This window comes from Micromonospora endophytica, assembly GCF_003236305.1.
In the GTDB taxonomy this organism is placed as follows: domain Bacteria; phylum Actinomycetota; class Actinomycetes; order Mycobacteriales; family Micromonosporaceae; genus Micromonospora; species Micromonospora endophytica.
In genome coordinates, this window is record NZ_POTX01000010.1 from 20,608 (window position 1) to 45,038 (window position 24,431).

Sequence of the window (24,431 nt, forward strand, 5' to 3'; positions counted from 1 at the left end):
ACGCCCCTGCGCCTGAAGGAGTCCACCGATGGTTCGAGTCGGATGACCATGACGACCGACAATCCTCCGGTGCCGGGCCAGCTCGTCACGGTACGCAACCGACGCTGGGTTGTCGCCGATGTGGTCCGCAGTGAGGTGGCCAGCGGCGATCCGCATGTCTTCACCGGCCGGACCCCGCACCTGGCCACCCTGGTCAGCATTGAGGACGATGCCCGCGACGAGGAGTTGCGGGTGGTCTGGGAACTGGAGCCGGGCCGGCGGGTGCACGACAGCGCCACGCTGCCGGACCCCCGGCACGGGTTCGATGACCCCGGGCAGTTGGACGCATTCCTTGATGCCGTGCGCTGGGGTGCCATCGCCTCGGCCGACCGCACCGCCCTCCAGGCGCCCTTCCGCTCCGGCATCGAGATCGAGGACTATCAACTCGATCCGGTGGTCCGGGCGCTGTCGATGCCGCGGACGAATCTGCTGATCGCTGACGACGTCGGCCTCGGCAAGACCATCGAAGCCGGGTTGGTGATGCAGGAGCTGATGCTGCGGCACCGGGCCCGCACCATGATGATCGTGTGTCCGGCCGGGTTGACCCGGCAGTGGCGCGACGAGATGCGCGACAAGTTCGGCCTCGACTTCCGCATCGTCGACGCGGCTCTGCTCCGGGAGCTGCGCCGGACCCGAGGTCTCTACACCAACCCGTGGACGCACTACCCACGATTGATCGTCAGCGTGGACTGGCTGAAGCGGGACCGGCCGATGCGGCTGCTCCGCGAGGTGCTGCCGGCAACGCCGCGCTATCCGCGCGCCGTCGACCTGCTGGTGGTGGACGAGGTGCACACCTGCGCGCCGTCCGGCCGGGGCCGGTATGCGGTGGATTCGCAGCGTACGAAGGCGATCCGCGCCCTCGCCCCGCACTGCGAGCACCGGCTCTTCCTCTCCGCCACCCCGCACAACGGTTTCACCGAGTCGTTCACCGCGTTGCTGGAGTTGCTGGACGACCAGCGGTTTGCCCGGGGCGTCAAACCGACCGACGAGCAGTTGGCCCGGGTGATGGTGCGGCGGCTCAAGAGCGAATTGCCGCCGAGATGGGACGGCAGCCCTCGGTTCCCGACCCGACATCTGAGCTACCTGGAGGTCGACTACTCGGCCGCCGAACGGCACGCCCACGACCTGCTCAGCCGGTACGCGGCGAGTCGCCGGACCAACGCCGACGGCCGGGCGGGGGAGATCGCCGCCGACTTCGTCACCACGCTGCTCAAGCGTCGCCTCTTCTCGTCGCCGAAGGCGTTCGCCGAAACGGTGGAGACGCATCTGGCGACGATGACCACCCGGGATCACGCGGCGTCCGGCGGGGCGGAACGGCTGGCCGGCGAGAAGGTTCTGCAACCCGTGATCGACCGGCTGGCCGAGACGGCCGAGGACGATGCCGCCTACGGCAGCGCCGAGGCCGACGCCTTGACCGCTGTCCGGCATTACGCGGCCCCGCTCTCCGCCGAGGAGCGGGCGCTCCTCGGCGAGCTGCGCACCTGGGCCCGCTCTGCGCAGGACCGACCGGACGCGAAGCTGGCGGCGCTGCACCGCTGGCTGGACCCGATCGTGCGGCCCGACGGCGAGTGGCAGTCCGAACGGGTGATCATCTTCACCGAGTACCGCGACACCCAACGCTGGCTGCACGACCGCCTACTGAGCGCCGGGTACCCACCGGAGCGGATCGCTCTGCTCTACGGCGGGCAGGATCCGGACGAGCGCGAACACGTCAAGAACGTCTTCACCGAGCATCCCGACCTCGACGACGTCAGGATTCTGCTCGCCACCGACGCCGCCAGCGAGGGCATCAACCTGCAACGGCACAGCCACCGGCTGCTGCACTGGGAGATTCCGTGGAATCCCAACCGACTTGAGCAGCGCAACGGCCGCATCGACCGGCACGGTCAGCGCGCCGACCGGGTGGAGGTGCTGCACTTCGTGCCGGCCGGTTGGCAGCAGGTCGACTACACCACCGGTTCGCTGGAGGACGAGCTGGCGTTCCTCCGGTTGGCGGTGGAGAAGGTCGAGGCGATCCGCACCGACCTGGGCAGCGCCGGTGAGGTGATCGCCGCGCAGGTCGAGCAGAAGATGACCGGCAAGCAGACGGACTGGCGGGTCACCGACGTCGAGATCGATCGCCGGGCGAGCCGCGCCCGGCTTCGGGTGGAACGTGACCTGGCCCGGGACCTGCACCGGCTCACCGAGACGCTGAAGGGCAGCCGGGCGGAGCTGAACCTCAATCCGGCCACAGTGGAACGGGTGGTCCGCACCGGGTTGCGGCTGGCCCACCGCCGCGATCTGATCGACGCGCCGACTCCGGCGGGCGCGTCCGGAGACTGGTTCCGGTTGCCCGAGCTGCCCGGCGCGTGGGCCACCGCCCGTAACGACGGGCTGCTGCATCCGGTCACCGGTCGGGAGCGGCCGATCACCTTCGATCCGGATGCGGCGGCGGGGCGAACGGATGTGGTGCTGCTGCACCTCGGGCACCAGCTGGTGCAGATGTGCCTGCGTCTGCTGCGGGCCGAGCTGTGGGCACAGGCCCGGGGCGACGCCGGGTCTGCCGGAGCGAAGCTCAGCCGGGTCACTGCCCGGGTGGTCCCCGGTGACCTGCTGCGCACCCCGGCCCTGGTCGCCCACGGCCGGGTGGTGCTCACCGGCGCGGAGGGCACCCGGCTGCACGAGGAGATCGTCACCGCCGGCGGCCTGATCGAGGGCGGCAAACTCGTCCGGGCCCGCCAGGAGGACCTGGAGGCGCTGCTCGCCGCCGCGACCGACCAGGTCCCCGCCGAGCAGGTCCGGCAGAGCCTGACCGAGCTGTGGCCGACGCTGACCGGGCCGCTGGGGCGCGCCCTCGGCACCCGCGCCGACCAGCGCGCCCGCAGCTTGCACGGGCTGCTCGCCCGCCGCTGCGAGGAGGAGGTGACCGCGATCGGCGCGGTCCTGACCGAGCTGGAGACCTCGATCCGCAGCAAGCTCGCTGACGAGCCGCACTGGGAGCAGCCGACCCTGTTCACCATCGAACGCGAGCAGTTGCACGCCGACCGGGACGCGCTGCACGCCCGGCTGCGCGACATCCCGGCCCAACGCGAACGGGAGAGCGACGCGCTGCGCCGCCGCTACGCCGACCCGACGGCCCGCTGGTTCCCGGCGGCCGTCACCTTCCTGGTCCCCGCGTCCCTGGCCCGAGGTGCCCGCTGATGCCCACCATCCCCCGCCAGACCCGAGGCGCTTCCGGCCGTGTCGGCACGAGTCGCCGCGCGCCAGGACCCCCGGCGCAGAAAGTCGACGAGCAGCACGCCGAGTGGCTCGGTCTGCTGCGCCCGGAGGGGCCGTTCCTGACGGTGCCGGTGCTCGTCGAGGCGCTGCCGCACGGGCTGGACACCGTGCCGACCGACGTGCGGGACCGGATCCGTCGGGGCTGGGCCGAGGTGCAGGACGCCCCGGACCTGCTCGGCCCGGCCTGGGTCGAGCTGATCCTCGGCGAATTGCTGGGGCATCCGGCGAGCGCGCGAACCGACCCCGCTGCGGACATCGGCGGCTTCCGGCCGGACGTGGTGCTTTCCGGTCCGCAACCCGGCGGCGGTAGTGCGGCCCGGCTGCACGTGCACCGCCTGCCCTTCGACGCGAAGCTCACCGCCGCCCGGGGCGACCGGCCCGCTCCGATCGAACAAGCCGCCCAGGTGTGCCGGGACAACGACGTACCGCTGGCCCTGGTGACCAACGGGCAGCACTGGGCGCTGGTGCACGCCCGCCGAGGCGAGCCGACCGGGGTGGGCGTCTTCGACGCTGACCTCTGGTGGGAGGAGCCGGCGTTGCTGCGCGCCTTCGCCACCCTGCTCGCCGCGTCCCGGGTTCTCGTGCCGCCGGCCGGTGTCGATGGCCGTCCGTCGACAAGTCTCGCCGGGCTCTTCGTCCGCAGCGCGGAGGCGCTCACCCAGATCACCACCACTCTCGGCGACCAGGTGCGTCGGGCGGTGGAGCTCTTCGTCGGCGAGCTGGCCCGGCTGGACCGGGAGTCCGAGGGCCTGCTGCTCGGTAAGGTCAGCGACCGCGAGGTCTACCGGGGCTCGCTGACCGTGATGATGCGTCTGGTCTTCCTGCTGTACGCCGAAGAACAGCGGCTGCTGCCGGTGGCCGACCCGCTCTACGCGCAGGCGTACGCGGCCTCCACCCTGCACGATCAGCTCCGTGCGGCCCGGGACCTGCACGGCGAGGAGGTCGGCGATCGGCGTACGGCCGCCTGGCCCCGACTGCTCGCCCTCTTCGCCGCGGTGCACGGCGGCTGCGAGCACCCCGACCTGCGGATCCCCGCCCACGGCGGGTCGCTGTTCGACCCGCAGAGGTTCGGTTGGCTGGTCGACGCGGCGGTCACCGACCGGGTGGTGCACGAGATGCTCGATGCCCTGCTGGTGCTGCGGCACCGGGGCCGGGCCTCCGAGCAGCTCAGCTACTCCAGCCTCGGCGTGGAGCAGCTCGGCCACGTCTACGAGGGCCTGCTGGAGTTCTCCTGCGCCCGAGTGCAGGAGCCGTACGTCGGGCTGCTTGGCAGGCGCGAGCCCGAGCTGCCGCTGGCCGAGCTGGAGGCGGCAGCTGGCCGGGGTGAGGCGGAGCTGCGGGTCTGGCTGGTCGCCCGCTGCGACCTCACCGTCCGGCAGGTGGAGAAGGCGCGAGCCAGGATGCCCGCGCCGCACCAGCTCGCCGCGCTGCACGCGGCCTGCGACAACGACGCCGACCTGACCGATCGGGTACGCCCGTACTGGGGGTTGCTCCGCACCGACCTACGTGACCTGCCCACGGTCTTCCCCGCCGGCTCGGTGCTGTTCACCCAGTTCGGCGACCGGCGGAACACCGGCACCCACTACACGCCTCGGGAGCTTGCCGAGGAAGTCGTCCGGCACACCCTCGCCCCGCTCTGCTTCGCCCACGGCCCCGCGCAGGGCGTCACCGACGAGGGAGTGTGGCGGGCCAAGACCGCCGACGAGCTGTTGACGTTGAAGGTGCTCGACCCGGCGATGGGCTCCGGGGCGTTCCTGGTGGCGGCCTGCCGCTACCTCGCCGAGGTGCTGGTGCGGGCCTGGCACCGCGACGGGCTCCCCGCCGAGCTGTCGGAGTTGGCGAACGGCAACCCGGACCAGGAGGATCTGCTGCTCGCGGCCCGCCGCCTGGTCGCCGCCCGCTGCCTGTACGGAGTGGACCGCGACGACATGGCGGTGGAGCTGGCCAAGCTGTCGCTCTGGCTGGTCACCCTCGCCAAGGGCAAGCCGTTCGGCTTCCTCGACCACGCGCTGCGCTGCGGCGACTCGCTGGTCGGCATCACCAATCTCGACCAGCTCACCGCCTTCCACCTGGACCCGGAGGCGGGGCGATACCAACACAGCCGCTTCTTCGGCGACCTGGTCGGCCGGCTACACCGGACGGTCGACGAGATGACCACGCTGCGTGAGTCGATCAGCGCGACGGTGGTCGAGGACACCCGGGACGCCGCCGACAAGGCCAGCAAGCTCGCCGAGGTCGAGCACCTGGGCCGGGGCGTACGGCTGGCCGCCGACGCGGTGGTCGGCGCGGCGCTCTCCACCGCCGTCCGCCCCCAGCGCCGCCCGTGGGACCCGGAAGACGGCACCGACGAGCCGGAGATGAAGTACGACGGCCGCCTGCTCAGCGTCAGCGACGACGTGTTCCGCCTGCTCGACGGACCGCACGACGCCGAGCTGGAGGAGGGGATCACGATCACCGTCGCCGGCTGGCTGCGCGGCTCCCGTCCGGACCCGATCCGACCCCTGCACTGGCCGCTGGAGTTCCCCGAGGTGGTCAACCGCACCGGCTTCGACGCCGTCATCGGCAACCCACCCTTCGTCGGCGGCCAGCGCCTGACCGGGGCGATCGGACCGGACGTACGCGAATATCTGGTCGAGCGGATCGGCCGGGGCAAGCGGGGGAGCGCCGACCTGTGCTCCTACTTCCTGCTGCGCAACCTCAGCGTCACCGGCAAGGGGCGGGTGGGCATCATCGCCACCAACACGATCGCCCAGGGCGACACCCGGGAGGTCGGCCTCGACCAGGTCGTGGACCTGGGCTGGACGGTCTACCGGGCGAACAAGTCTCAGCCCTGGCCGGGCACCGCCTCGCTGGAGGTCTCCCTGCTCTGGGTCGGCCACGCCGCCGCCAACGAGAAACCGGTCCTCGACGGACAGCAGGTTGCGGGAATCACCCCGTCGCTGGACGCCCGCTCCCGGGTCACCGGCAACCCGCACCGCCTCGCCGCCAACGCCGGCCTGTCGTTCATCGGCTCCTACATTTTGGGCACCGGCTTTTTGCTGGATCCGGAGCCGGCGCAGGCGCTGATCGCCAAGGACCCGCGCAACGAGGAGGTGCTCTTTCCCTACCTTAACGGGGAGGACCTCAACGGTCGCCCCGACTGCTCCGCCCGCCGCTGGGTCATCAACTTCCAAAACTGGCCGCTCGAACGAGCCCAGCAATACCCCGACTGCTTCGCCATCGTCGAACGAGAAGTCCAACCCTTTCGGGCTACCAATAATCGGGTAGCGCGACGAGAAAGGTGGTGGAAATTCGCGGAGCGGGCCCCAGCATTGTACTCGGCAATCGACGGACTCGACCGCGTGCTTGTCATCGCACGGGTCAGCAAAACCGGCCTACCGGTGTTCGTGTCAACCGGGCAGGTGATTAGCGAGGCAACGGTCGTGTTCGCTACCGACCGGGCAGAAGACCTCGCCTTGCTTTCCAGCAACTTTCACTTCTCGTGGTGGACGACGAAGGGCGAGTCGAGCCTGCGGTCTGACCCCCGCTACACGCCGTCGGATGGATTCGAGACGTTTCCGCAGCCGGAGGCGACGGAGCGGATGGGGCGGGTCGGGGCGGAGTTGGACTCGTATCGGCGGTCGGTGATGTTGGGGCGGGATTTGGGGCTGACGAAGCTCTACAACCTGGTCCACGACGAGCAGGAGACAAGCGCCGAGGTCCAACGGCTGCGGGACATCCACGTCGAGATCGACGAGGCGGTGGCCGAGGCGTACGGCTTCGACCTCACGCTTGGGCACGGGTTCCACCGGACCCGGCAGGGCACCCGGTTCACCATCGACCCGAGCGCCCAGGTCGACGTGCTGGACCTGCTGCTCGAACTCAACCACAAGCGTCACGAGGAAGAGCAGCCTCAACAGGCTGCCACCCGACGCAAGTCACGAAAGCCAGCGAAGGTCGTTCCACCGCGCCGATCAGCAGACGCCCCAGCAGGCGAGCCGCCATCGATCGGGCCGGCCCTTGACGGCGGCCTATTCCCCCTCCCTGATGCCCTATTCTGAGCAATGGTGTCGGATGTCCGACAAGCTTCGCCAATCAGGATGACCGTGTCAGTATGTAACGAAGGTTTCATATCGCTAAAGTTTGGGGTTCGCCAGCGCGTGTCCCTACCACTGCGGTTGCATCGGAGCCATACTGACTTGACGTACACACCCCTGCCCAGACCCTGCATCGTAGATGATCTAGAGCATTTGGGAGCGCGCAACGGAGTTCGTCGGTGGCGAGATGGGGCCGGACGCATATACACCTACGATGGCCAACACTGTGAGTTAGAGGTTTTCAATTCCCGTGGCCGCCACATTGGCGTCGCAGACGTATACACTGGAGAGTTCATCAAGCCTGCGGTTAGAGGAAGGAAGATCGATGTTTAAGCTTCACCAGAGAAAGCGATCAGACGATCGACCTACCTTCGTCGGTGACGTGCTGCGGGGCGAGACGACTCTCGACCGGATCGACGACTACATCGATCGATGGCATGATGCGCCGATGGGATCCCCAGATTCCTCTATGGAGCTTCACGAGTTCTTGGGCATGACCTGGGAAGAATATCGCCTCTGGGGTGAGCGTCCTGAATCTCTTCGGTTCATCGTGGCGGCGCATCGGGCGAGAAAACCCGTGAGGGAAATCCTTTATGCGGACCGCGCGCTAGGCGCGGCTGCACGGTCGAGCAACAAGACTGATGCGGAGCGGGTGCTCGCCTGGCTGAAGTCACGAGGGCGAATCGGGAAAATCGCAGACCGATAATGAAAGAAACTGAACTCGGACTTTGGTCTATCCGAAGCCCTGACGAGCCTGCAAGGTCGCTCGCCTCGGCCATCGTTGAGCGATACGACCTGGATCCGCCGGTTGATATAAAGGCGCTCGTGCAGGAATGTGCGGATCTCTACTTTGAGGGCTGGCCGTTTGCCGGTTGCGACGCACTGGTCCACGATCTGCACCTGCCCCGGCCGCAGGTGTTTGTGCGTAGCGGGCTACCTCCACGCCGGGAAATGCTTACCCTCGCCCACGAGTACGGTCACATCAAGATGGGTTGGCACTACGGGACAGTGGGCTGCCAGGCCATCACGAGCGAGGTGACTGTCGGGCCGGCCGAGGAGATTTCCAGCCTCTCGTACGACGCTGATGGCCAAGAGCGCGAGGCGACACGCTTTGCCAGCTATCTGCTCATCCCCGACCGCCACATACTGCCCCTGATCAACAGCACCGACATGGCGCTCATCCTCGATGGTCTGGACCGCACAGGCGTCTCTGCGGACGCCGCATTCATGCGGCTGCGAAGCCTCCTGCAGCCTGGCTTCCTGTTCACCTTCCAGGTGCAGGCGGAACGACGTCTCTACACCTCGTCAGGCACCGTGGTGCCGGCAGCCTTCAACCAGCTTCGCACTGGGGCCCTGGGTGAATCATCGGTGGATTCGGGTGCGGCTTATGTCGGTGGTCGGCGCGTCGAGTGGTTCCGGTTCACGGATTTTGCAGCATTCAAGCCTGCGCCGGGTTCGCAATCGGCGACCGAGCTGCTTCGTTCGGCGATAGCCTCACACGAAAGCGACCCGGGGCTCCAGCAAAAGCTACTCCTCCGCATAAACGGAGTGGTCGGCGGTAGTCTCTCCGCAGAACGGGCACAGCGGCCTGAGCAGGCGCTTGCGCTACTCCGTCACAAGTTCGACAGCAAGCCGGAGTTCGATGAGGTCGTGAAACACCCTGACTTCGACCTCTATCTGAGGCGCAAGGTGGAGGAGTGGGCCGTCAGGCGAGGCATCCTCTGAGTCAGCCCTCTCCCGCCGTAGGAAGTAAGGTGGCGGCCGTCAGCTCGCTGACTCGTCCTTGAGGCTGGTCAGGAAGCTGGTCCAGGAGCGGCCGTCGAAGGCGAGTATCGGGCCGGTGCGGTCCTTGGTGTCGCGGACGTCCACCGCGCCGTCGACGAACCGCACCTCGACGCAGGCTGCGTTGTTGGAGCTACGGGAGGACTTGAACCAGTCACGGTCGGAGCGAGGGGCCATCACGTCATCTCCTTGCCGATCTGCCGGATCAGCTCCAGCGACTCCGCCGAGCTTAACGCCCGCTCCCGCGCCTCGGCGAAGGTCACCGCGTAGTCCGCGACCCGGCTGGACTGATCGATGATGTCGCTTGAGGTGAGCACCTCCTGCCAGACCAGGTCGGGCAGCCGGGGCGACGGGAACGACAGGATCTGGAACGGGCCACCGAGCGCGGGATGCGCTCCGGCGGTGAAGGGCACCACCCGGATCTCGAACTGCTCCGGGCGCTCGGTCAGCAGCCGGTCCAGGTGGTCGAGCTGGGCGCTCATCACCTCCGGGCCACCGACCTGCTGCCGCAGCGCGCCCTCGCTGATCACGGTGGTCAGCCGCAGCGGGTAGTCACCGCCGAGCCGCTGCTGCCGGGCCATCCGCGCGGCGACCCGCCGGTCCATCTCGGTCAGCCGGACGTAGGTGTTGCCGCCCCGGATCACCGCGCGGGCGTACTCCTCGGTCTGCAGCAGCCCGTGCAACAGCTCGTTGTCATAGGTGCGGATGTGCTCGGCGCCGGCCTCGTAGCCGAGGAAGCGGAGGAACTCCGCCGGGAAGAGCTGCGAATACTGGTGCCACCAGGCCCGCCGCATCGCCGCGACGCGCAGCGCCTCCAGCTCGGCGGCGTCGGCCGGGTCGATCTCGTACACCTTGACGAGCTGAGCCAGTCGATCACCCGGCAGCTTGACCCGCCCGGCCTCCACCCCCGAGATGTACGCCTGCGTGATGCCGCTGGAGCGGCCCGCCGCCACAGCGGTCATGCCCACCTCCTCACGGCGCTCCCGCAGCCGCAGGCCCAGCTCCCACGCCTGCACCGTGGGCGACTCAAGTGGTGGCGACGACTTGCGGCGTGTCCTTGCGGCGCTGGATGTCATCTCTACTCCATCCTGAGTGTCACCGATACCTGACCGACCATAGTCGACGAAAACACTCGGCACCATCCCCTTGATATAACCGAATAGATAGGCAATGCTGCCTCTACGAGATTCACGCCGATGCGAGGAGGCAGGATGGCTGGCAGGCTCAGGTTGATCGAGCAGGAACCGCAGGTGCGGCACGCGTTCTCGCTCTCGCGGGTCGTCGACGCCGGCACCTGCGACGAGTGGCACGACCTGCTCGGGGTCCTCCGGGTACCGGTCGACCGGCTGGCGCCGGACAAGCTGTGCGACCAGCTGCGCCCGTGGGCGTTGGCCACCCTGGCGGCCGGAGGTTACGGCTTCGGCCGTTACTACGCCTGCTACTCCACGCTCGACGAGGACGACGAACCGGACAAGGCCATCGCAGACGAGGACATCGACTGGTCCGGCACGGCCGTCCTGATCCCCGCCGAGCCACCCGTCGGCCGGTGATCTGCGCCCGACCGTCGAACGTCGTTTCCCTACGGCATCTACTGCGGACATCGATGCTGCTCGGCAGGCATAGCGCTGGCCTTGCAGCAGCGGCGGATCATCCAGGGCCGTAAGCGCATCGATACACGATCAAATCGGATGGCGCATTCGGTCATGCCGGTGATCGATGCCGCCGGTTTTCTGGTCCCACGGTCACGATTGCCGCCGTACGGTCAAAGGACCGGGACGGTAACCGGGCTGTGGTTCCTCACCGGCTGCCCGGGGCCACGCTGTTCCGGGCCTGACCGTAGCGGAGGAGAGCATGAACTCCGGGCGTGGCATCGGCGACTGGTACGCAAACTCCGAAGGACGCTGGTCGGACGGACTTCAGCGCGACTGGGAGAACGATGATCCGGTTGATCGGACTCCTGATTCTTGGCTCGATCGCCTCCCGTTGAAGACGCAGGCTCGGGCGGCCGAAACCGGTGCCACCACATCAGGTAAACGACCGGGAACCAAGGGCAACCGGCAGCCACGTCCGCAGCGAACCCCGTCAGTGATCAACGGGACCGCTGTGTCATCGGATCGGCCACTCCGGCAGATGTTCATCTCGGCCGTACGGGACATGCTGAGGAAGAAGCCTGAGATCGGTGAGAAGGAAGTGCTCTCACGGCTGCGTCCGCAATGGCCGCTCGCCACGAAGCGCGAGGTTCGGCAAGCACTCGACGCCGGTCGTCGAGATCCGATGGTCCGTGCTGATGCAATACGCGCCGCGAAGCGGGATCGTATGGGCCTCTCCGGGCGCAAATTGGCAGCACGGCTCCGTCGAAACGGCTGGGATGCAATGACGGAGGTAGAGGTACGAGCAGCCCTTCGGCAGCCTCAGCCGGGACGTAGTACTCATCGGCCTCCGGCTCCACCACGCCCACTCCCTACCCCGCAACACCGCCCGGATAGCTGTGCCGCCTGCGGAGTGGTCCCCTCTGCCCTTGGTACGTGTCGCTGCTCGTGAGCGCATGGGACCATCCGCCGGTGCTGACTGCGCGTGGCGGCCGTCAGGTGAGCTTGGCTCCGATGTAGGCGATGACGAACTGCTGCCGGGCACCGTCCATCCGGAAGTGCAGTCGCCCCGCGCGCGGCGTGAACCGCGCATGCCAGTCGAAGAGGTGCGCCTGGCCGTCGGTGTCGACAAAACGACAGAGCGCCTTGCGGCTTTCGCTTTCCGGCGTCACCTTGCTCCGCCACTGAGGAGCGGCCTCCGCGCTCGGCACCCAGTCGGCCACCGTCAGTTCGAGTTCGGCGAGCCGCTCTTTCACGGGCTGAAGCCATGCCGGTGCGAGTCGATGCAGATCGCCGGCGACGCGGGGCAGAAAGCGCAGGTGCGGGAAGATGTCCTCCCGTGCCTCCCACAGCTCGGCTCCGGTGTGGATGCGGGTCAGCTCCGAGTCGCAGAGCCACTGTCGATGCCGGTCCACGTGCGCCGCCCGGGACGCGTGCCGTACGTCAACCTCGGTCTCGGTGAGTGTGACGGTGCCCGCGTCGTTCTCGGCGAGGCCACGCTGACTCAGCCGCAGTGACGTCTCTTCCCACGGTTGCGCCAGCGGCAGCGAAACCGCCAGGCCGCCAACCTGGTGCGCGGTGCCCAGGCCCTCGGCCGCCTGCTCCTCGTGGAAGTATTCCGTCCCGTCGCGTAGATCAGCCGGGGCGACCTCCCGGAACGGCGCGCGCTGGTTCATGCCGCGCAGGTAACGCATCGCATCACGATTGCGTCCGTCGCCGGCCCACTCCCGGACGGAATAGTCGTCGCCCAGGTCGAGATCGAAGAACCGACGCTCGGTGACCAGGGCGACGTCGGTGCGGTGTTGACGAACCTTCCGCAGCAATCTCACGAAGCCGTGTAGGGAATCCGACACTTCCTCGCGCCGTGCCTTGGTCTCCCGATAGGAAAGCTCGTTCAGCACCAGCAGCAAGGACAAGATTCACTCCTCGTCAGTCGAGCAGACGATCAAGCGCCCTGTCCCACTCATCGAAGAAGCCCCTTGGCCATTGCGACAACATGCCGTCGGAGTCAATCTTGGGAGAGCTGACCTCGATCTCACCGTCGTCGTTCCGGTCAAAATAATGCAACACCACATGATTTGGCGTCAATACCCGATCCTTGACGGCGAGCCGCACCCCGTTGAGCACATGATCACTGTGGCTTTCGATTACGAGCTGCCCGCCCGCAGCCACCGCACGACAGGCCAACCGGGCAAGCATTGTCTGCCCCCGAGGGTGCAGATGCGCTTCCGGATTTTCCAGCATCACCAACCGGCCCGGACCTGCCGAAAGGCAGGCAACGATGATCGGCAGCGCATAGGTGAGACCGAAGCCGACGTTGGTGGGGCGGTAGCGGATGTTGGACGACTTGATGCCGGCCGTGCCGCCGAATCCGTAGCTCAGCCGCACCATGTCGGTGCCGCGCAGGTCCTCTGCCATCAGGTTCACGCCGGGGCAGATCTCCCGCAGCCACGCCTCGGTCTGGTCGAGCAGGCCGTTCGACTTTGCGGCCGGGTGACGCAACTCGGGCGAGGAGACCCGGTCCTCGTGGCGGGCCCGCAGATAGTTCACCGTGTGCTCACCCCGGACTCCGAGGAACCCCCGACGCACCGCCATCTCGTACGACTTCGGGTAGCTCACAGCCGGAACGATCCGGTCGGCCCGCAGGTATTGGAAGCCAGTCCCGAAGAGCCCCGACTGTTTCGGCGGCGGTTGCTGCACCTCGGAAGGGCTCACTGGTCGCGGTACCTGGAGCAGGTCGGCCTCACGGTCCTCGGCGGGCCGGTATTCGACCCGCCAGGTCCTTTCGGAGCCGTCGATCGTGGCGGCGATCGCGATGAAGATCCGGCCCTCGTGGCCCCCGTCGGCGTAGTTCTCGTGCAGGACGTCCTGCCCGACGCCCAACTCGACGAGCTCTCCGTTGAGCAGCAGCCCACCTCTGTGGTCGAGCACGCCCGCGTCGTATGACTGGCGCAGCAACGCCAGCGCCTGGATCGTGGTGCTCTTGCCGGCCGCGTTCACGCCGCTGAGCAGCGTAAGCGGCGCAAGGGGGAGACCCATCTGCCGGAACGCCTTGAAGTTCTCCAGTTGCAGCCGCTCGATCATCGACTCATCACCGACTCGAAGATTTTCCGGATGCGCGCGAAGCGCAGGCGCACCTTGCCCGGGTCACCCGTCCCCTGAGAGATCGCCCCTTGGAAGTCGACGTCGTTCATGAGGCCGATGAACTCCTTCTCCACCCTGCGTCGCCGCTCCGTGAGTAGTGCCATCCCCGGGCCGCCGACTTCGGCGAGGTTGACCGAGATCGCCTCGAACAACGCCTTGTTGATCGGCATGCGTCGGCTGCTTCCCTTGCGGTCACGCTTGCGGAACGCATGCTGCTCGAAGGTCTGCCTGGCCGCGATCATCGCTACTTCGAACTCGGTCCACAGTCGCTCGACCTCATGAGCTGGCAACGTGTTCAGATTGCGCATCGCTTCCCGTAGGAAGCGGTCGAAGTCGTCGTGATCGTAGTCGGATGGGCTGGTCAATCGGAACGCGATGAACCGGAGGATCATCTCCCGGTCGACCATCCGCTCGCTGCGCACACTGTCGCCGGTCGCCGAGCGGAAGACGTCGGATTCAGCCCACTCGCGCAGGATCGCTCGACCGTTGCCAGGAATCAGGGCATGTCGCAACTCCTGCCGGGAAAGAGGCAGCCCGCCGGTGTTGATCCGGGCGAAGATGTTGAATTTGACTTCCTCCGGCGTGCCCCGCCGAATGAGATGCACGATGAGCTCGGTCTCCCGCAGCCGGGTCTGTAACCGACCGGGAAGATCGTCGAAGGTCTTGCCGTCGTATTCCGCGCCCAGATATTCGAGGTTGACCAGCCGCAGCGGCTCCCGGTCGATTGCCTCGGGCTCGATGAACTGCGCGATCGTGGTCAGCCGCTGGATGCCGTCGACCATGGCCCACTCCTCGTCGTCGCCCTCGGCCGCATAGAAGGTGGGCAGCGGGATGCGCAGCAGCAGCGACTCGATCAGCCGACTCTTGGCCGTCGGTCGCCAGATCCCGGCCTGACGCTGAAAGTCGGGTTGCAGGTCGACGCGCCCGGTGCGAATACGGGACAGCAGCAGATCGACAGTGGTGTTGCGGGTGACCACGTCGATCTTCTCGGGGTCGAACGGGGTGTGGATGATGTCGATTGCCTGGTCGGCTCTGGCGTCCTGGGCGTCGTCGACCTCGATTCCGGTCGCCCGACCGAGCGAATCCAACTCCTCGAGGACGTCTGGCTCCACCTCGGAAATCTCGCCACCTCGATTCGTCCCGGCCGTTGCCGTATGGCAGCGCCGCATGACCGACCGGTAGCAGCCTAACGGATCACACCGCCGAAGGGGCCGCGTCGAGCGCCCCGCCGATGTCGTAGGGAAACGCTACGGTCACTCACATGACTGGGCAGGGCGTGCTCGCCGTACCGGATGAGCGGACGATCCGTGACGAGCTGCAACGGTTGGTCGTTGCCGACCTGCGCGGGCCCCTCGGCGGGCTGGGGGAGGAGTTTCCCACCAGGGAAAATCCGCTGGACCGCTACATTCTCGGGCGGCTGGCGCCCAACGGGGTGTCGGTCGATCCGGCCACTGAGGACAGTTTCGCCGAAGCTACCGCCTCGGATGCAGCCGACGGCGGCCCTGAGCCAACCGCGCCGAGCGTGCCGAGCCTGGCGCCATCCGCGCTCGGCTTTACCGCCAGCGTGCCGCTGTCGGTCGCCGAGCTGCTGGTCACCGCGGCCTGGGGCAGCTACGACACCGCTGCCTCCGAGCGTGAGGAACATGCTGGCCGACCGGTCTGGCGGCGGCACCAACGCGGCGGCGTGGTCGTCGTGCCGCTGCGCGAAGGGCTGATCGCGCCGCAGTCGGTCGACGCAGCACAGCCAAATGTCGTAGTGCGGGGCCGGGTGCGTCGCCTGGGGAAGGTACGACTGGTCTCGCTCTTCCTGGAAAACCGGGAGCACAGCGATTCGTCGCGCCAGCCGAAGCGGTGGATCTTCCAGGTCGAGCTGGCCGCCACCGGCCCGGAGCAGGGCGCGCCGGTCTTCGTGCCCCGGCCGGAGCAGGTCACCGGCGGAGACGACGCCGACCAGGCCGAACGGCGCCGGCTGGCGATGGCCTACCGGTTCCACCCGGAGTTCGCGGTGGGACACGGCACCGCCGTCCATGCCGAGCCGTCGTCCAGCGATCCCCAGCGAGCCCTTCGGGTACGTACCACGACCGTCCCCACCCACGAGCTGCCCTTCACCGACGTGCCCAGCAGCGACCAGGACGACGACCTGCCCGAGTTGGCCGACGTCGAGTTGGACATGCGGCGCCTCGCCGAGCTGGCCGACGGCCCGGCCACCGCCCTCACGGCGGCATTGCAACCCCTCGTCGTCGGCTATCGGGCGTGGATCGACCGCAACGAGGCGAGCGCCGGTGACCCGGACCGGCGGCTCGACGGGTACCAACGACAGGTACGCGAGGCGCTGCGCGACGCCCGGGAGGCGGCCGACCGGATCGCCGCCGGCATCAAGCTGCTCGCCGCTGCCGACCCGACGGCCCGTCAGGCGTTCGGGTTCGCCAACCGGGCGATGTACCTGCAACGTGTCCACAGTGTTGTCGCCGCCCGGCGGCGGGAGCACCCGAACCTCCCACTGGCGCAGGCGATCGCCGACGCCGATCGGCCGGAGAACCACAGGTGGCGGCCGTTCCAGTTGGCCTTCGTTCTGATCAACCTGCCAGCTCTGGCCGACCTACGTCACCCGGAGCGAGGTGACGACGTCGAACGTGCCTTCGCCGATCTGCTCTGGTTCCCCACCGGTGGCGGTAAGACCGAGGCGTACCTCGGCCTCACCGCCTTCACCATCGCGATCCGCCGTCGTCAGCCCGACCAGGCCGGGATGACCGGCGGTGCTGGGCTCGCCGTGCTGATGCGCTACACCCTGCGGCTGCTCACCATCCAGCAGTTCGAGCGGGCCGCGACCCTGATCTGCGCGGCGGAGTCCCTACGCCGGGCAGATCCGCAGACCTGGGGGAGCACACCGATCCGGATCGGGCTGTGGGTCGGTGGCCGGGTCACCCCGAACCGCACCCAGGACGCGAAGGACTGGCTGGACGAGCGGCGGCGGGGCCGGTCCACCCGGGGCATCGGCTCACCGCATCAGCTCACCAGTTGCCCCTGGTGTGGCACGAGGATCGAGCCGGGCCGGGACATCAAAGTCGATCGGGACCACTGGCGGACGCTGGTGCGCTGCTTCGATGTGGAGTGCCCGTTCAGCGAGGTGGGCAGCTTCCCATTGGCCGGCGACGAGATCGGCCTGCCGGTGATCCTGGTCGACGAGGAGCTCTACCGCCAACCACCGGCGTTGGTGATCGCCACTGTCGACAAGTTTGCCCAGTTGCCGTGGAAAGGCGAGACCGCCGCGCTCTTCGGCCGGGTCGGCAAGCACTGTGACCAGCACGGCTTTCTCACTGAAGATCTCGAATCGACCGACTGGGAACGCAAGCGGCACCGGCCGGGCAACCGCATCGTCCCCTGCGCGCGGCTACGTCCGCCAGACCTCATCATTCAGGACGAGCTGCATTTGATCTCCGGGCCGCTCGGCTCGCTGGTCGGGCTCTACGAGACCGCAGTGGACCGGCTGGCCAGCTGGGAGCCGGTCCCCGGGCACTGGTCCCGGCCGAAGGTGATCGCCTCCACCGCCACCGTACGCCGCGCCCAGCAGCAGATCGGCGCGCTGTTCAACCGGCATACCCGGGTTTTCCCGCCGTCGGGGCTGGACGCCTCGGACAGCTTCTTCGCCCGCCAGCGCCAGACTGAGGAACATCCGGGTCGGCGGTACATCGGCATCTGCGCGCACGGTAACCGGCTCCGGTCGACCCTGATCCGGGTCTACGTCTCCGTGCTTGGCGCGGCGCAGAAGCTCCACGAGACCTACGGCCGCAACCGGGTCACCGACCCCTACATGACCCTGGTCGGCTACTTCAACAGTTTGCGAGACCTGGGCGGCATGCGGCGACTGGTCGAGGACGACGTCTCCAGTCGACTGATCCGTGCCGACGAACGCGGGCTCGCCCGACGGTACGACCCGTACCTGGAGGAGTTGACCTCCCGGATGCCCTCGGACGCCATCCGGCCGCTGCTGGACCGGCTCGCGGTGCGCTTCGACAGCACCCGGGCCAAGGGTGCTCCCCGGCCGGTCGACGTGCTCCTCGCCACCAGCATGATCGCCGTTGGGGTCGACATCGCCCGGCTCGGCGTGATGGTGGTGGCGAACCAGCCGAAGTCCACCGCCGAGTACATCCAGGCGACGAGCCGGGTCGGGCGGCAGGCTCCGGGTCTGGTGTTCACCGTCTACAACTGGGCTCGTCCGCGCGACCTGTCGCACTACGAACGGTTCGACCACTTCCACGCCACGGTCTACCGGCAGGTCGAGGCCCTGTCGGTCACCCCGTTCGCCGAGCGGGCCATCGACCGAGGGCTGACCGGGGTGCTGGTGGCACTGGTACGCGATCTGGAGAGCACCTACAACGGCAACCTGCGGGCGCGCGACTTCGACAGGCACGGTCAGCTCGCCGATCATGTCGTGCGGTTCCTCAAGCGCCGCAGCGAGGTCGCCGCCGACAACACCGTGCGCCAACGGGTGGAGGACGAGTTGGAGTCCCGCCTCGACCTCTGGGCACGGGAACGGGCTCGGCCCGCCCGACGGCTGGCCTACGACAAGCCGTACCACAGCGATGACGTCGCTGGGCTGCTGCACCGCCCGGAGGAGGGCCGGTGGGCACAGACCACCTGTCCCACCTCACTGCGCGACGTGGAGCCCGGTATACAGCTCCAGTTGCAGCTCGGTGCCGTAGTGGATGATCCACCACCGTTCGCTCCGCCACTCGGGGGCGGCATGGCAGGAGGGCCCGCGTGAGCGGGCCGCAGCCCCGCAGCCTGCGGGTCGGCGCGTTGCGCCCCAACCAACTGCTGCACACCTACGGCGTCGGCTCGGTCGCCGATCTACCCAGCCTGTCGGTGCTGACCCTCGGGTTGGCGCACTGGGACCTCACCCACTCGATGCCGGTCACCGAGGACCGGTTGTTGACTGCGGTCCGGCGCAGGCTCGGTGGTCAGGTGGAAAGCCTTCGGCTTCCCCCGCACCTGCCGGAGACGTCCGACCTGTTCGCCGACTGGACCCGCGTGGGCGTGCCGGTCGCGCTCTTTCCCACCTGGCTGCGCTGCTCGGACACCCGATGCAACCGGCTCGCGCCGGCGGATTCCGGGCTGTTCGAGTTGTTGTCGTCGCCCTACCAGCCGGACCGGGCCCGCTACGTGCACAGCTGCCGAGGCAACGGCAACTCCCGCCCTACCGCAGTGCCGGCCCGCTTCGTGCTGGCCTGCGACAACGGTCACCTCGACGACTTCCCCTGGTCGTACGTCGCGCACGGTGGCATGGACCCCGGCGCCGGTCACTCGCTCACACTCGCCGAACGTGGCAGCACCGGCGAGGCGGCCAACATCTTCATCTCCTGTGAGTGCAAAGCTTCCCGCCCGATGTCGGTGGCGATCGGTCTGCACGCTGAGAAGACTCTCCCCGCCTGCCGCGGACGCCACCCCCACCTCGGCACGTACGAGCCCTGCGATGCCCCCACCCGCACGCTCGCCCTGGGCGCCACCAACAGCTGGTTCGCCATGCAGCTGCGGGTGTTCAGCCTGCCCCGTTCCGAGCATCCGGTCGATCAGGTGGTCGCCAAGTTCTGGTCATCAGAGCTGCACCTGCTCGCCGGGCTGGACGCGGACACGGCGAAGAAGATCATGCAGACTCAGGCTTGCTGGGGCGAGTTGCGTCCCTACGGCGCCGACCGGGTCTGGGCGGCGATCCAACGTCGCAGCACGGCCGAGCCGGACGACGAATCCGAGGACGACGACGATCTGCGCAAGCCCGAGTGGCTGGCCTTCACCGCCGGCACCAGCACCGAGCTGCCCGACTTCACCACCCGACCGGAGCCGGTGCCACACCAGCACCGCAGGTGGCTCCGGTCGGTGGTCCTCGTCCCCCGGCTACGGGAGGTCTCCGCGCTGTACGGCTTCACCCGGATCGACGCCCCCGAGTGGGACGTGCTCGACACCCCCGACCGGCGGCGGGCACCGCTGACTCACGGCAAGCCGACCTGGCTGCCCTGCGCTGAGATGCGTGGCGAAGGGATCTTCCTGCGGGTCGACGAGGAGTCCGTCGTCGAGTGGGAACACCGGCCAGAGGTCAAACAACGCGAACAGCTGCTGATCCGCGCCCACGACCTCTGGCGGGCGCAGCGCAAACTGGCCCCGGAACAGTGGCCCGGTCTTCGCTACGTGCTGCTGCACACCTTTGCCCACGTGCTCATCCGTGAGCTTGCCCTGGAGTGTGGATACAGCGCCGCCGGCATCGGTGAGCGGGTCTACGCCTGGGCCGGCGACACGCCGACCGCCGGAGTGCTCCTCTACACCGCGGCACCGGACAGCGAGGGCACCCTCGGCGGCCTTGTTTCCCTGGGGCGTACGGACCGGCTCGGTCAGCTCGTCGAACGGGCCTTGGACGCGGCTCGGCTGTGCAGCTCTGATCCGCTCTGCGCCGAGCACGACCCGACCGTGCACGCCCGCCTGTCGGCCGCCGCCTGCCACGCCTGCCTCTTCGCCGCCGAGACCTCCTGCGAACGCGGCAACCACTACCTGGATCGGGCTCTGTTGGTCGACACCCTCACCGACCCTGGCTCCGGATTCTTCGCCCGATGAACCACGATCGGTTCACGGAGGTGATCACCGATATCGCCACCACGCTCCCCGCCGATCACGTCACTGCCTGGGCCGCCGTGCTGCTGACCGTCGATACGCCGGCCGACAGTGCGGTGGCCGCCGCGCTGATCGACGCCCGGCCCGGGTTCTCGGTTGGCACCTATGCCGGACGACTGATCAAGAGTTGGCGAACCGACGCTCCCGACCTCCCCGGTGCAGCGGTCGCTCTTGCGCTGCGCAGCGCCGCCCTCCTGCACCAGCGCATGGCGGCGAGGCGCACCGAGCTGGCAGTCAGCGGGCCGACCAGCACGGCCGTGCCGGTACGGCTCACCAGCTCCGTGGTCGTGGAGGTCATCCGGGCGGCCCGGAGCAGACTGCTCGTGGCGAGCTTCGCCGCGTACGGGGTCGCCGAGGTGATCGCTGAGCTGCGGTCTGCAGCCAGCCGGGGCGTACACATCGATCTGATTCTGGAAAGCTCGGCCGAAGACGGCGGTGCCCTACGGGGATCGGCCAGCGCTGCCGGCACCTTCGCCGCGCTCCGCAACCGGGCCACGTTCTGGCACTGGCCGGCTGCACGACGAGCCGCCAGTGGAAATCCGCAGGCGGCCCTGCACGCGAAGCTCATCGCCGCCGACAGCAATGTCGCGCTGATCAGCAGCGCCAACCTCACCGACCGAGCGCTGTCCCACAACATCGAGGTCGGCGTTTTCCTCCACGACCCAGAGGTGGTGCGAAAGCTCGTCGCGCACTTCCAGGCCCTCGCCGATCCCCGGACCGGCGTGTTGCAGCGACTCTTCTGAGCGGACGTCGGGTCAGGTCACCGGTAGGCCCTGTGGACCGACACCGCGCATCGAGCCGGTGATCTTGCGGTCGTCGGTCCACAGGATGCAGCGCACCCCACGGTCACCCTCGTCCCATTCCCGCTGCGACGGGGGGTAGAAGATGGAGCCGGCGCGGTAGGGCAGGTCGCCGTTGTTCGGCACGTCGGCGAAGGCGGCGATCAGTTCCATGCAGCGTTCGTGTGCCCGGCCTGACGAGTTGCTGAACTGCTCCCAGCTCATGTCCTCCTCGATGTACACCCCGACGAACTCGGCGCCGTGCGGCTCGGTGCACAGCACCGGGGCCATGTAGTTCAGGCTGTTGCCGATGAGCTTGGGGTCGAAACACCTGTGCACCAGCGGCGAGTCACCGATGAGTGCCCCGCGCAGGCTGCCGGTGCGGTTGATCGGCCGGGTGTTGTCGATGCTGTCGGTCTCGCTCAGGTCGCACCGGAACCAGCGGGCGCCGCCGTTCCACGCCGCCACCGAGGGCAGGGCGATGCTGAGCGTCAGCCGGGCGGTGTGCCAGTCCCCGCCGAGAACCAGCCGGGTCCGCTGGTCGCACTCGGCGCGGGCGGTACGCAGCGCCGTGGAACCCGGCGTGGGTCGCGAACCCTCCGCCGCCGCGCCGGTGAAGATGCCGACGTGCACCGTCTCGGCCAGATGGTTCCGGGCGCAGTCCACGACTTCGTACGTGCTGGCCTGCACGACCGGGGTGACCCGGGGCAGGCACGCGTCGGTCGCCGGCACGAACATCGCCGGCGTGCCCAACGCGGGCCAGTCGTTCGTGAGATCCCCATCCGTGCCGCCCGGCCGGACACAGCCGGTCAGCAGGAGCACCGTCACGCCGGCCAGCGCCAGCGCCGCGAGCCACCGTCGCATCGTTCGCCCTTTCCGAGAGCCGCCGCCCGGTTGTCGGCTCCCGTGCCCACCGGCTGCACCATACCGGTCACCGTCCCGGATGGAGTGTCGCCGTGTTTTGGCCGTCTGGCCAGTCGAGATTCTTCTTCTTTGGGCCGCATTGGCCCGAAGGGGGTCATATCTACACCATCGGTCATCCCCGGGTCACGGGGCGTTCCGGCAGGTGCCGTGCCGCCAACGGCTGGTGGCCGCGTTCGTACACTGGCCTTGTGACCGTACCGCCGCCGATCGTCGCGCCGAGCATCCTGGCCGCCGATTTCTCCCGTCTCGCCGAAGAGGTCCGTGCCGTCGAGGGCGCCGCGGACTGGTTGCACGTGGACGTGATGGACAACCACTTCGTGCCGAACCTGACCATCGGGTTGCCGGTGGTGCAGAGCCTGCGGGCCGCCACCGAGCTGCCCTTCGACGTGCACCTGATGATCAACGATCCGGGCCGGTGGGCGCCCGGCTACGCCGACGCCGGGGCCTACAACGTCACCTTCCACGCGGAGGCGTGTGACGACCCGGTGGCGCTGGCCAAGGAGTTGCGCGCGGCGGGCGCCAAGGCGGGGTTGGCGATCGACCGGGACACCCCGATCGAGCCCTACCTCGACCTGCTGCCGAGCTTCGACACGTTGCTGATCATGACGATCAAGGCCGGGTTCGGCGGGCAGCGCTTCATCCCGGAGCTGCTGGAGAAGGTCCGCACCGCGCGCCGACACGTCAACGCCGGCCACCTCGAACTCCGCATCGAGGTCGACGGGGGCATCGCCGCCGACACCATCGAGCAGGCCGCCGCGGCCGGGGCTGACGCCTTCGTCGCCGGCACCGCCGTCTACGGTGCCGACGACCCGGCGGAGGCGGTACGCCGGTTGCGCGGGCTGGCGGAGCGCGCGGCGACCGGAGCCTGAGGTGGAGCCCGACGACGACCGTAAGGACGTGATCCTCGTCGTCGACGACGACGAGGACATCGCCCGGTTCGTCGAGTTCAACCTCCGGCTGCACGGCTTCGACGTGATCACCGCCGGGGACGGACAGGAGGCGCTCGAGAAGATCGAGCGCGAGCGTCCCGACCTGGCCGTGGTCGACCTGATGATGCCGCGGGTGGACGGCCTGGAACTGACCCGGCGGCTGCGCGCCAACCCGATGACCACCGCCCTGCCGGTGATCATGTTGACCGCCAAGGGGATGACCCAGGACAAGGTCAACGGGCTCAGCGCCGGCGCGGACGACTACCTGGTCAAGCCGTTCGACACCCTGGAGCTGCTGGCCCGGGTCACCTCGACGTTGCGGCGCAACAAGGAGTTCCGCGAGGTCTCGCCGTTGACCGGGCTGCCGGGCAACAGCCGCATCCGGCGGGAGATCGCCGATCGGGTCCGCAGCGGCGCCGACTACGCGGTCGGTTACATCGACATCGATCGGTTCAAGAGCGTCAACGACCGGTACGGTTTCGTCAGAGGGGACGACTTCATCTCCGCGCTGGCGCGTACCCTGCACCGGGCGGTGGTCTCGGTGGCGCTGCCGCCGGCCTTCCTGGGCCACGTGGGCGGCGACGATTTCGTCTTCGTCTGCACTCCCGAGCAGGTCCTGCCGCTCACCTCGCGGGTGTCCAGGGAATACGAGAAGGCCGCGGACGCGCTCTACGACGCCACCGACCGGGAACGCGGCTACGTGGAGTTGAAGGACCGGCGGGGCAACATCCGCCGCGCCGCGCTGGTCACCCTCTCCATCGGGGTCGCCGTCTCCGACGCCGAGAAGCGCCTCACCGACCCGCTCGACGCGATGACTATCGCCTCCGAGATGAAGACGGTGGCCAAGAGCCAACCCGGCTCGTACGTGGCGGTGGACCGCCGGCGCGGGGTGGCCGATCCGAGTCACCGTCATGTGAAGTAGCTCGCCAGGGTGGCCGAAGACCCCGGTCGGCGTGTAAAACTTCCCTCAGTACCCACCACGCGCTGGCGGGACTCGGTGAAATTCCGAACCGGCGGTGATCCACGGTCCGACCGTGGTAAGCCCGCGACCCGGGAGCGGTTCGTCCGCCCGGTGGACCTGGTGAGAATCCGGGGCCGACGGTTGGGTGCGGCTCGTCCGCGCCCAGACAGTCCGGATGGGAGACAGCGCGCGGGACGGAAGGGCCGGGTGGCTCGCCGGGTTCCGGCGTGCATGCCCCGCTCGCCGGGTCGGCTGCGCCGCACCCGGTTTCCGCCTGCCTGTCCGACTCC

Annotated in this window: 17 protein-coding genes and 1 riboswitch; of the genes, 11 read left to right on the forward strand and 6 right to left on the reverse strand. The window is 68.5% G+C overall.

The features are described 5' to 3' along the window. Positions 1-42: 42 nt before the first annotated feature. The 5 genes from drmD to C1I93_RS02865 are packed head-to-tail and all read left to right on the forward strand — an operon-like array spanning position 43 to position 9,098. Positions 43-3,219, forward strand: coding sequence for a DISARM system SNF2-like helicase DrmD (drmD, locus tag C1I93_RS02850; protein WP_181444987.1), 3,177 nt, complete (start codon positions 43-45; stop codon positions 3,217-3,219). Continuing rightward, positions 3,219-7,337, forward strand: a complete 4,119-nt coding sequence (locus tag C1I93_RS02855; protein WP_111241626.1) for an Eco57I restriction-modification methylase domain-containing protein — start codon at positions 3,219-3,221, stop codon at positions 7,335-7,337. Before drmD ends, C1I93_RS02855 begins: the two co-directional genes overlap by 1 nt. A 39-nt stretch (positions 7,338-7,376) precedes the next feature. After that, entirely contained in the window at positions 7,377-7,706 is a 330-nt protein-coding gene (locus C1I93_RS33030; protein WP_111241627.1) for a colicin E3/pyocin S6 family cytotoxin, read from the forward strand. Next, a complete protein-coding gene (locus tag C1I93_RS31115; protein ID WP_146603413.1) occupies positions 7,699-8,079 on the forward strand; it encodes a hypothetical protein in 381 nt (126 codons plus the stop codon). The genes C1I93_RS33030 and C1I93_RS31115 overlap by 8 nt, the downstream gene beginning before the upstream one ends. After that, entirely contained in the window at positions 8,079-9,098 is a 1,020-nt protein-coding gene (locus C1I93_RS02865) for an ImmA/IrrE family metallo-endopeptidase (protein WP_111241628.1), read from the forward strand. The genes C1I93_RS31115 and C1I93_RS02865 overlap by 1 nt, the downstream gene beginning before the upstream one ends. A 39-nt stretch (positions 9,099-9,137) precedes the next feature. Here C1I93_RS02865 and C1I93_RS02870 read toward each other — a convergent pair whose 3' ends face one another. Both C1I93_RS02870 and C1I93_RS02875 read right to left on the reverse strand, forming a co-directional pair. Beyond that, a complete protein-coding gene (locus C1I93_RS02870; RefSeq protein ID WP_111241629.1) occupies positions 9,138-9,332 on the reverse strand; it encodes a DUF397 domain-containing protein in 195 nt (64 codons plus the stop codon). Further along, a complete protein-coding gene (locus C1I93_RS02875) occupies positions 9,332-10,231 on the reverse strand; it encodes a helix-turn-helix domain-containing protein (RefSeq protein WP_111241630.1) in 900 nt (299 codons plus the stop codon). Before C1I93_RS02875 ends, C1I93_RS02870 begins: the two co-directional genes overlap by 1 nt. A 135-nt stretch (positions 10,232-10,366) precedes the next feature. On the opposite strand from C1I93_RS02875, the gene C1I93_RS02880 reads away from it, so the two are divergent. Beyond that, positions 10,367-10,705, forward strand: coding sequence for a hypothetical protein (locus tag C1I93_RS02880; RefSeq protein ID WP_146603414.1), 339 nt, complete (start codon positions 10,367-10,369; stop codon positions 10,703-10,705). A 1,034-nt stretch (positions 10,706-11,739) separates the two neighbouring features. On the opposite strand, the gene C1I93_RS02885 is transcribed toward C1I93_RS02880, so the two are convergent. Genes C1I93_RS02885 through C1I93_RS02895 form a run of 3 tightly spaced genes read right to left on the reverse strand, consistent with a single transcriptional unit; the run spans position 11,740 to position 15,000 of the window. Next, positions 11,740-12,654, reverse strand: a complete 915-nt coding sequence (locus C1I93_RS02885; protein WP_111241632.1) for a hypothetical protein — start codon at positions 12,652-12,654, stop codon at positions 11,740-11,742. 19 nt (positions 12,655-12,673) lie between these two features. Next, complete coding sequence (locus C1I93_RS02890; protein WP_111241633.1) at positions 12,674-13,828, reverse strand: AAA family ATPase; 1,155 nt, start codon at positions 13,826-13,828, stop codon at positions 12,674-12,676. Then, the gene (locus tag C1I93_RS02895; protein WP_220039553.1) at positions 13,825-15,000 is read right to left on the reverse strand and encodes a DUF262 domain-containing protein; all 1,176 of its coding nucleotides are present in this window, start codon (positions 14,998-15,000) and stop codon (positions 13,825-13,827) included. The genes C1I93_RS02890 and C1I93_RS02895 overlap by 4 nt, the downstream gene beginning before the upstream one ends. A gap of 149 nt (positions 15,001-15,149) precedes the next feature. Here C1I93_RS02895 and drmA point away from each other — a divergent pair, with 149 nt between their 5' ends. Genes drmA through drmC form a run of 3 tightly spaced genes read left to right on the forward strand, consistent with a single transcriptional unit; the run spans position 15,150 to position 21,291 of the window. Continuing rightward, complete coding sequence (gene drmA, locus C1I93_RS02900; RefSeq protein WP_111241635.1) at positions 15,150-18,653, forward strand: DISARM system helicase DrmA; 3,504 nt, start codon at positions 15,150-15,152, stop codon at positions 18,651-18,653. Continuing rightward, positions 18,650-20,491, forward strand: coding sequence for a DUF1998 domain-containing protein (drmB, locus tag C1I93_RS02905; protein WP_111241636.1), 1,842 nt, complete (start codon positions 18,650-18,652; stop codon positions 20,489-20,491). The genes drmA and drmB overlap by 4 nt, the downstream gene beginning before the upstream one ends. Beyond that, entirely contained in the window at positions 20,488-21,291 is an 804-nt protein-coding gene (drmC, locus tag C1I93_RS02910) for a DISARM system phospholipase D-like protein DrmC (protein WP_111241637.1), read from the forward strand. Before drmB ends, drmC begins: the two co-directional genes overlap by 4 nt. Before the next feature lie 12 nt (positions 21,292-21,303). Here the strand turns inward: drmC and C1I93_RS02915 are convergent, their stop codons facing one another. Beyond that, a complete protein-coding gene (locus C1I93_RS02915; protein ID WP_111241638.1) occupies positions 21,304-22,191 on the reverse strand; it encodes a septum formation family protein in 888 nt (295 codons plus the stop codon). Positions 22,192-22,439: 248 nt separating this feature from the next. Here C1I93_RS02915 and rpe point away from each other — a divergent pair, with 248 nt between their 5' ends. Both rpe and C1I93_RS02925 read left to right on the forward strand, forming a co-directional pair. Then, complete coding sequence (gene rpe, locus C1I93_RS02920) at positions 22,440-23,120, forward strand: ribulose-phosphate 3-epimerase (protein ID WP_111241639.1); 681 nt, start codon at positions 22,440-22,442, stop codon at positions 23,118-23,120. A 1-nt stretch (position 23,121) separates the two neighbouring features. Then, positions 23,122-24,102 (forward strand): response regulator, encoded by a 981-nt coding sequence (locus C1I93_RS02925; protein ID WP_111241640.1) that lies wholly within the window; start codon positions 23,122-23,124, stop codon positions 24,100-24,102. A 57-nt stretch (positions 24,103-24,159) separates the two neighbouring features. Beyond that, positions 24,160-24,332, forward strand: a riboswitch (FMN riboswitch). Positions 24,333-24,431 lie beyond the last annotated feature (99 nt).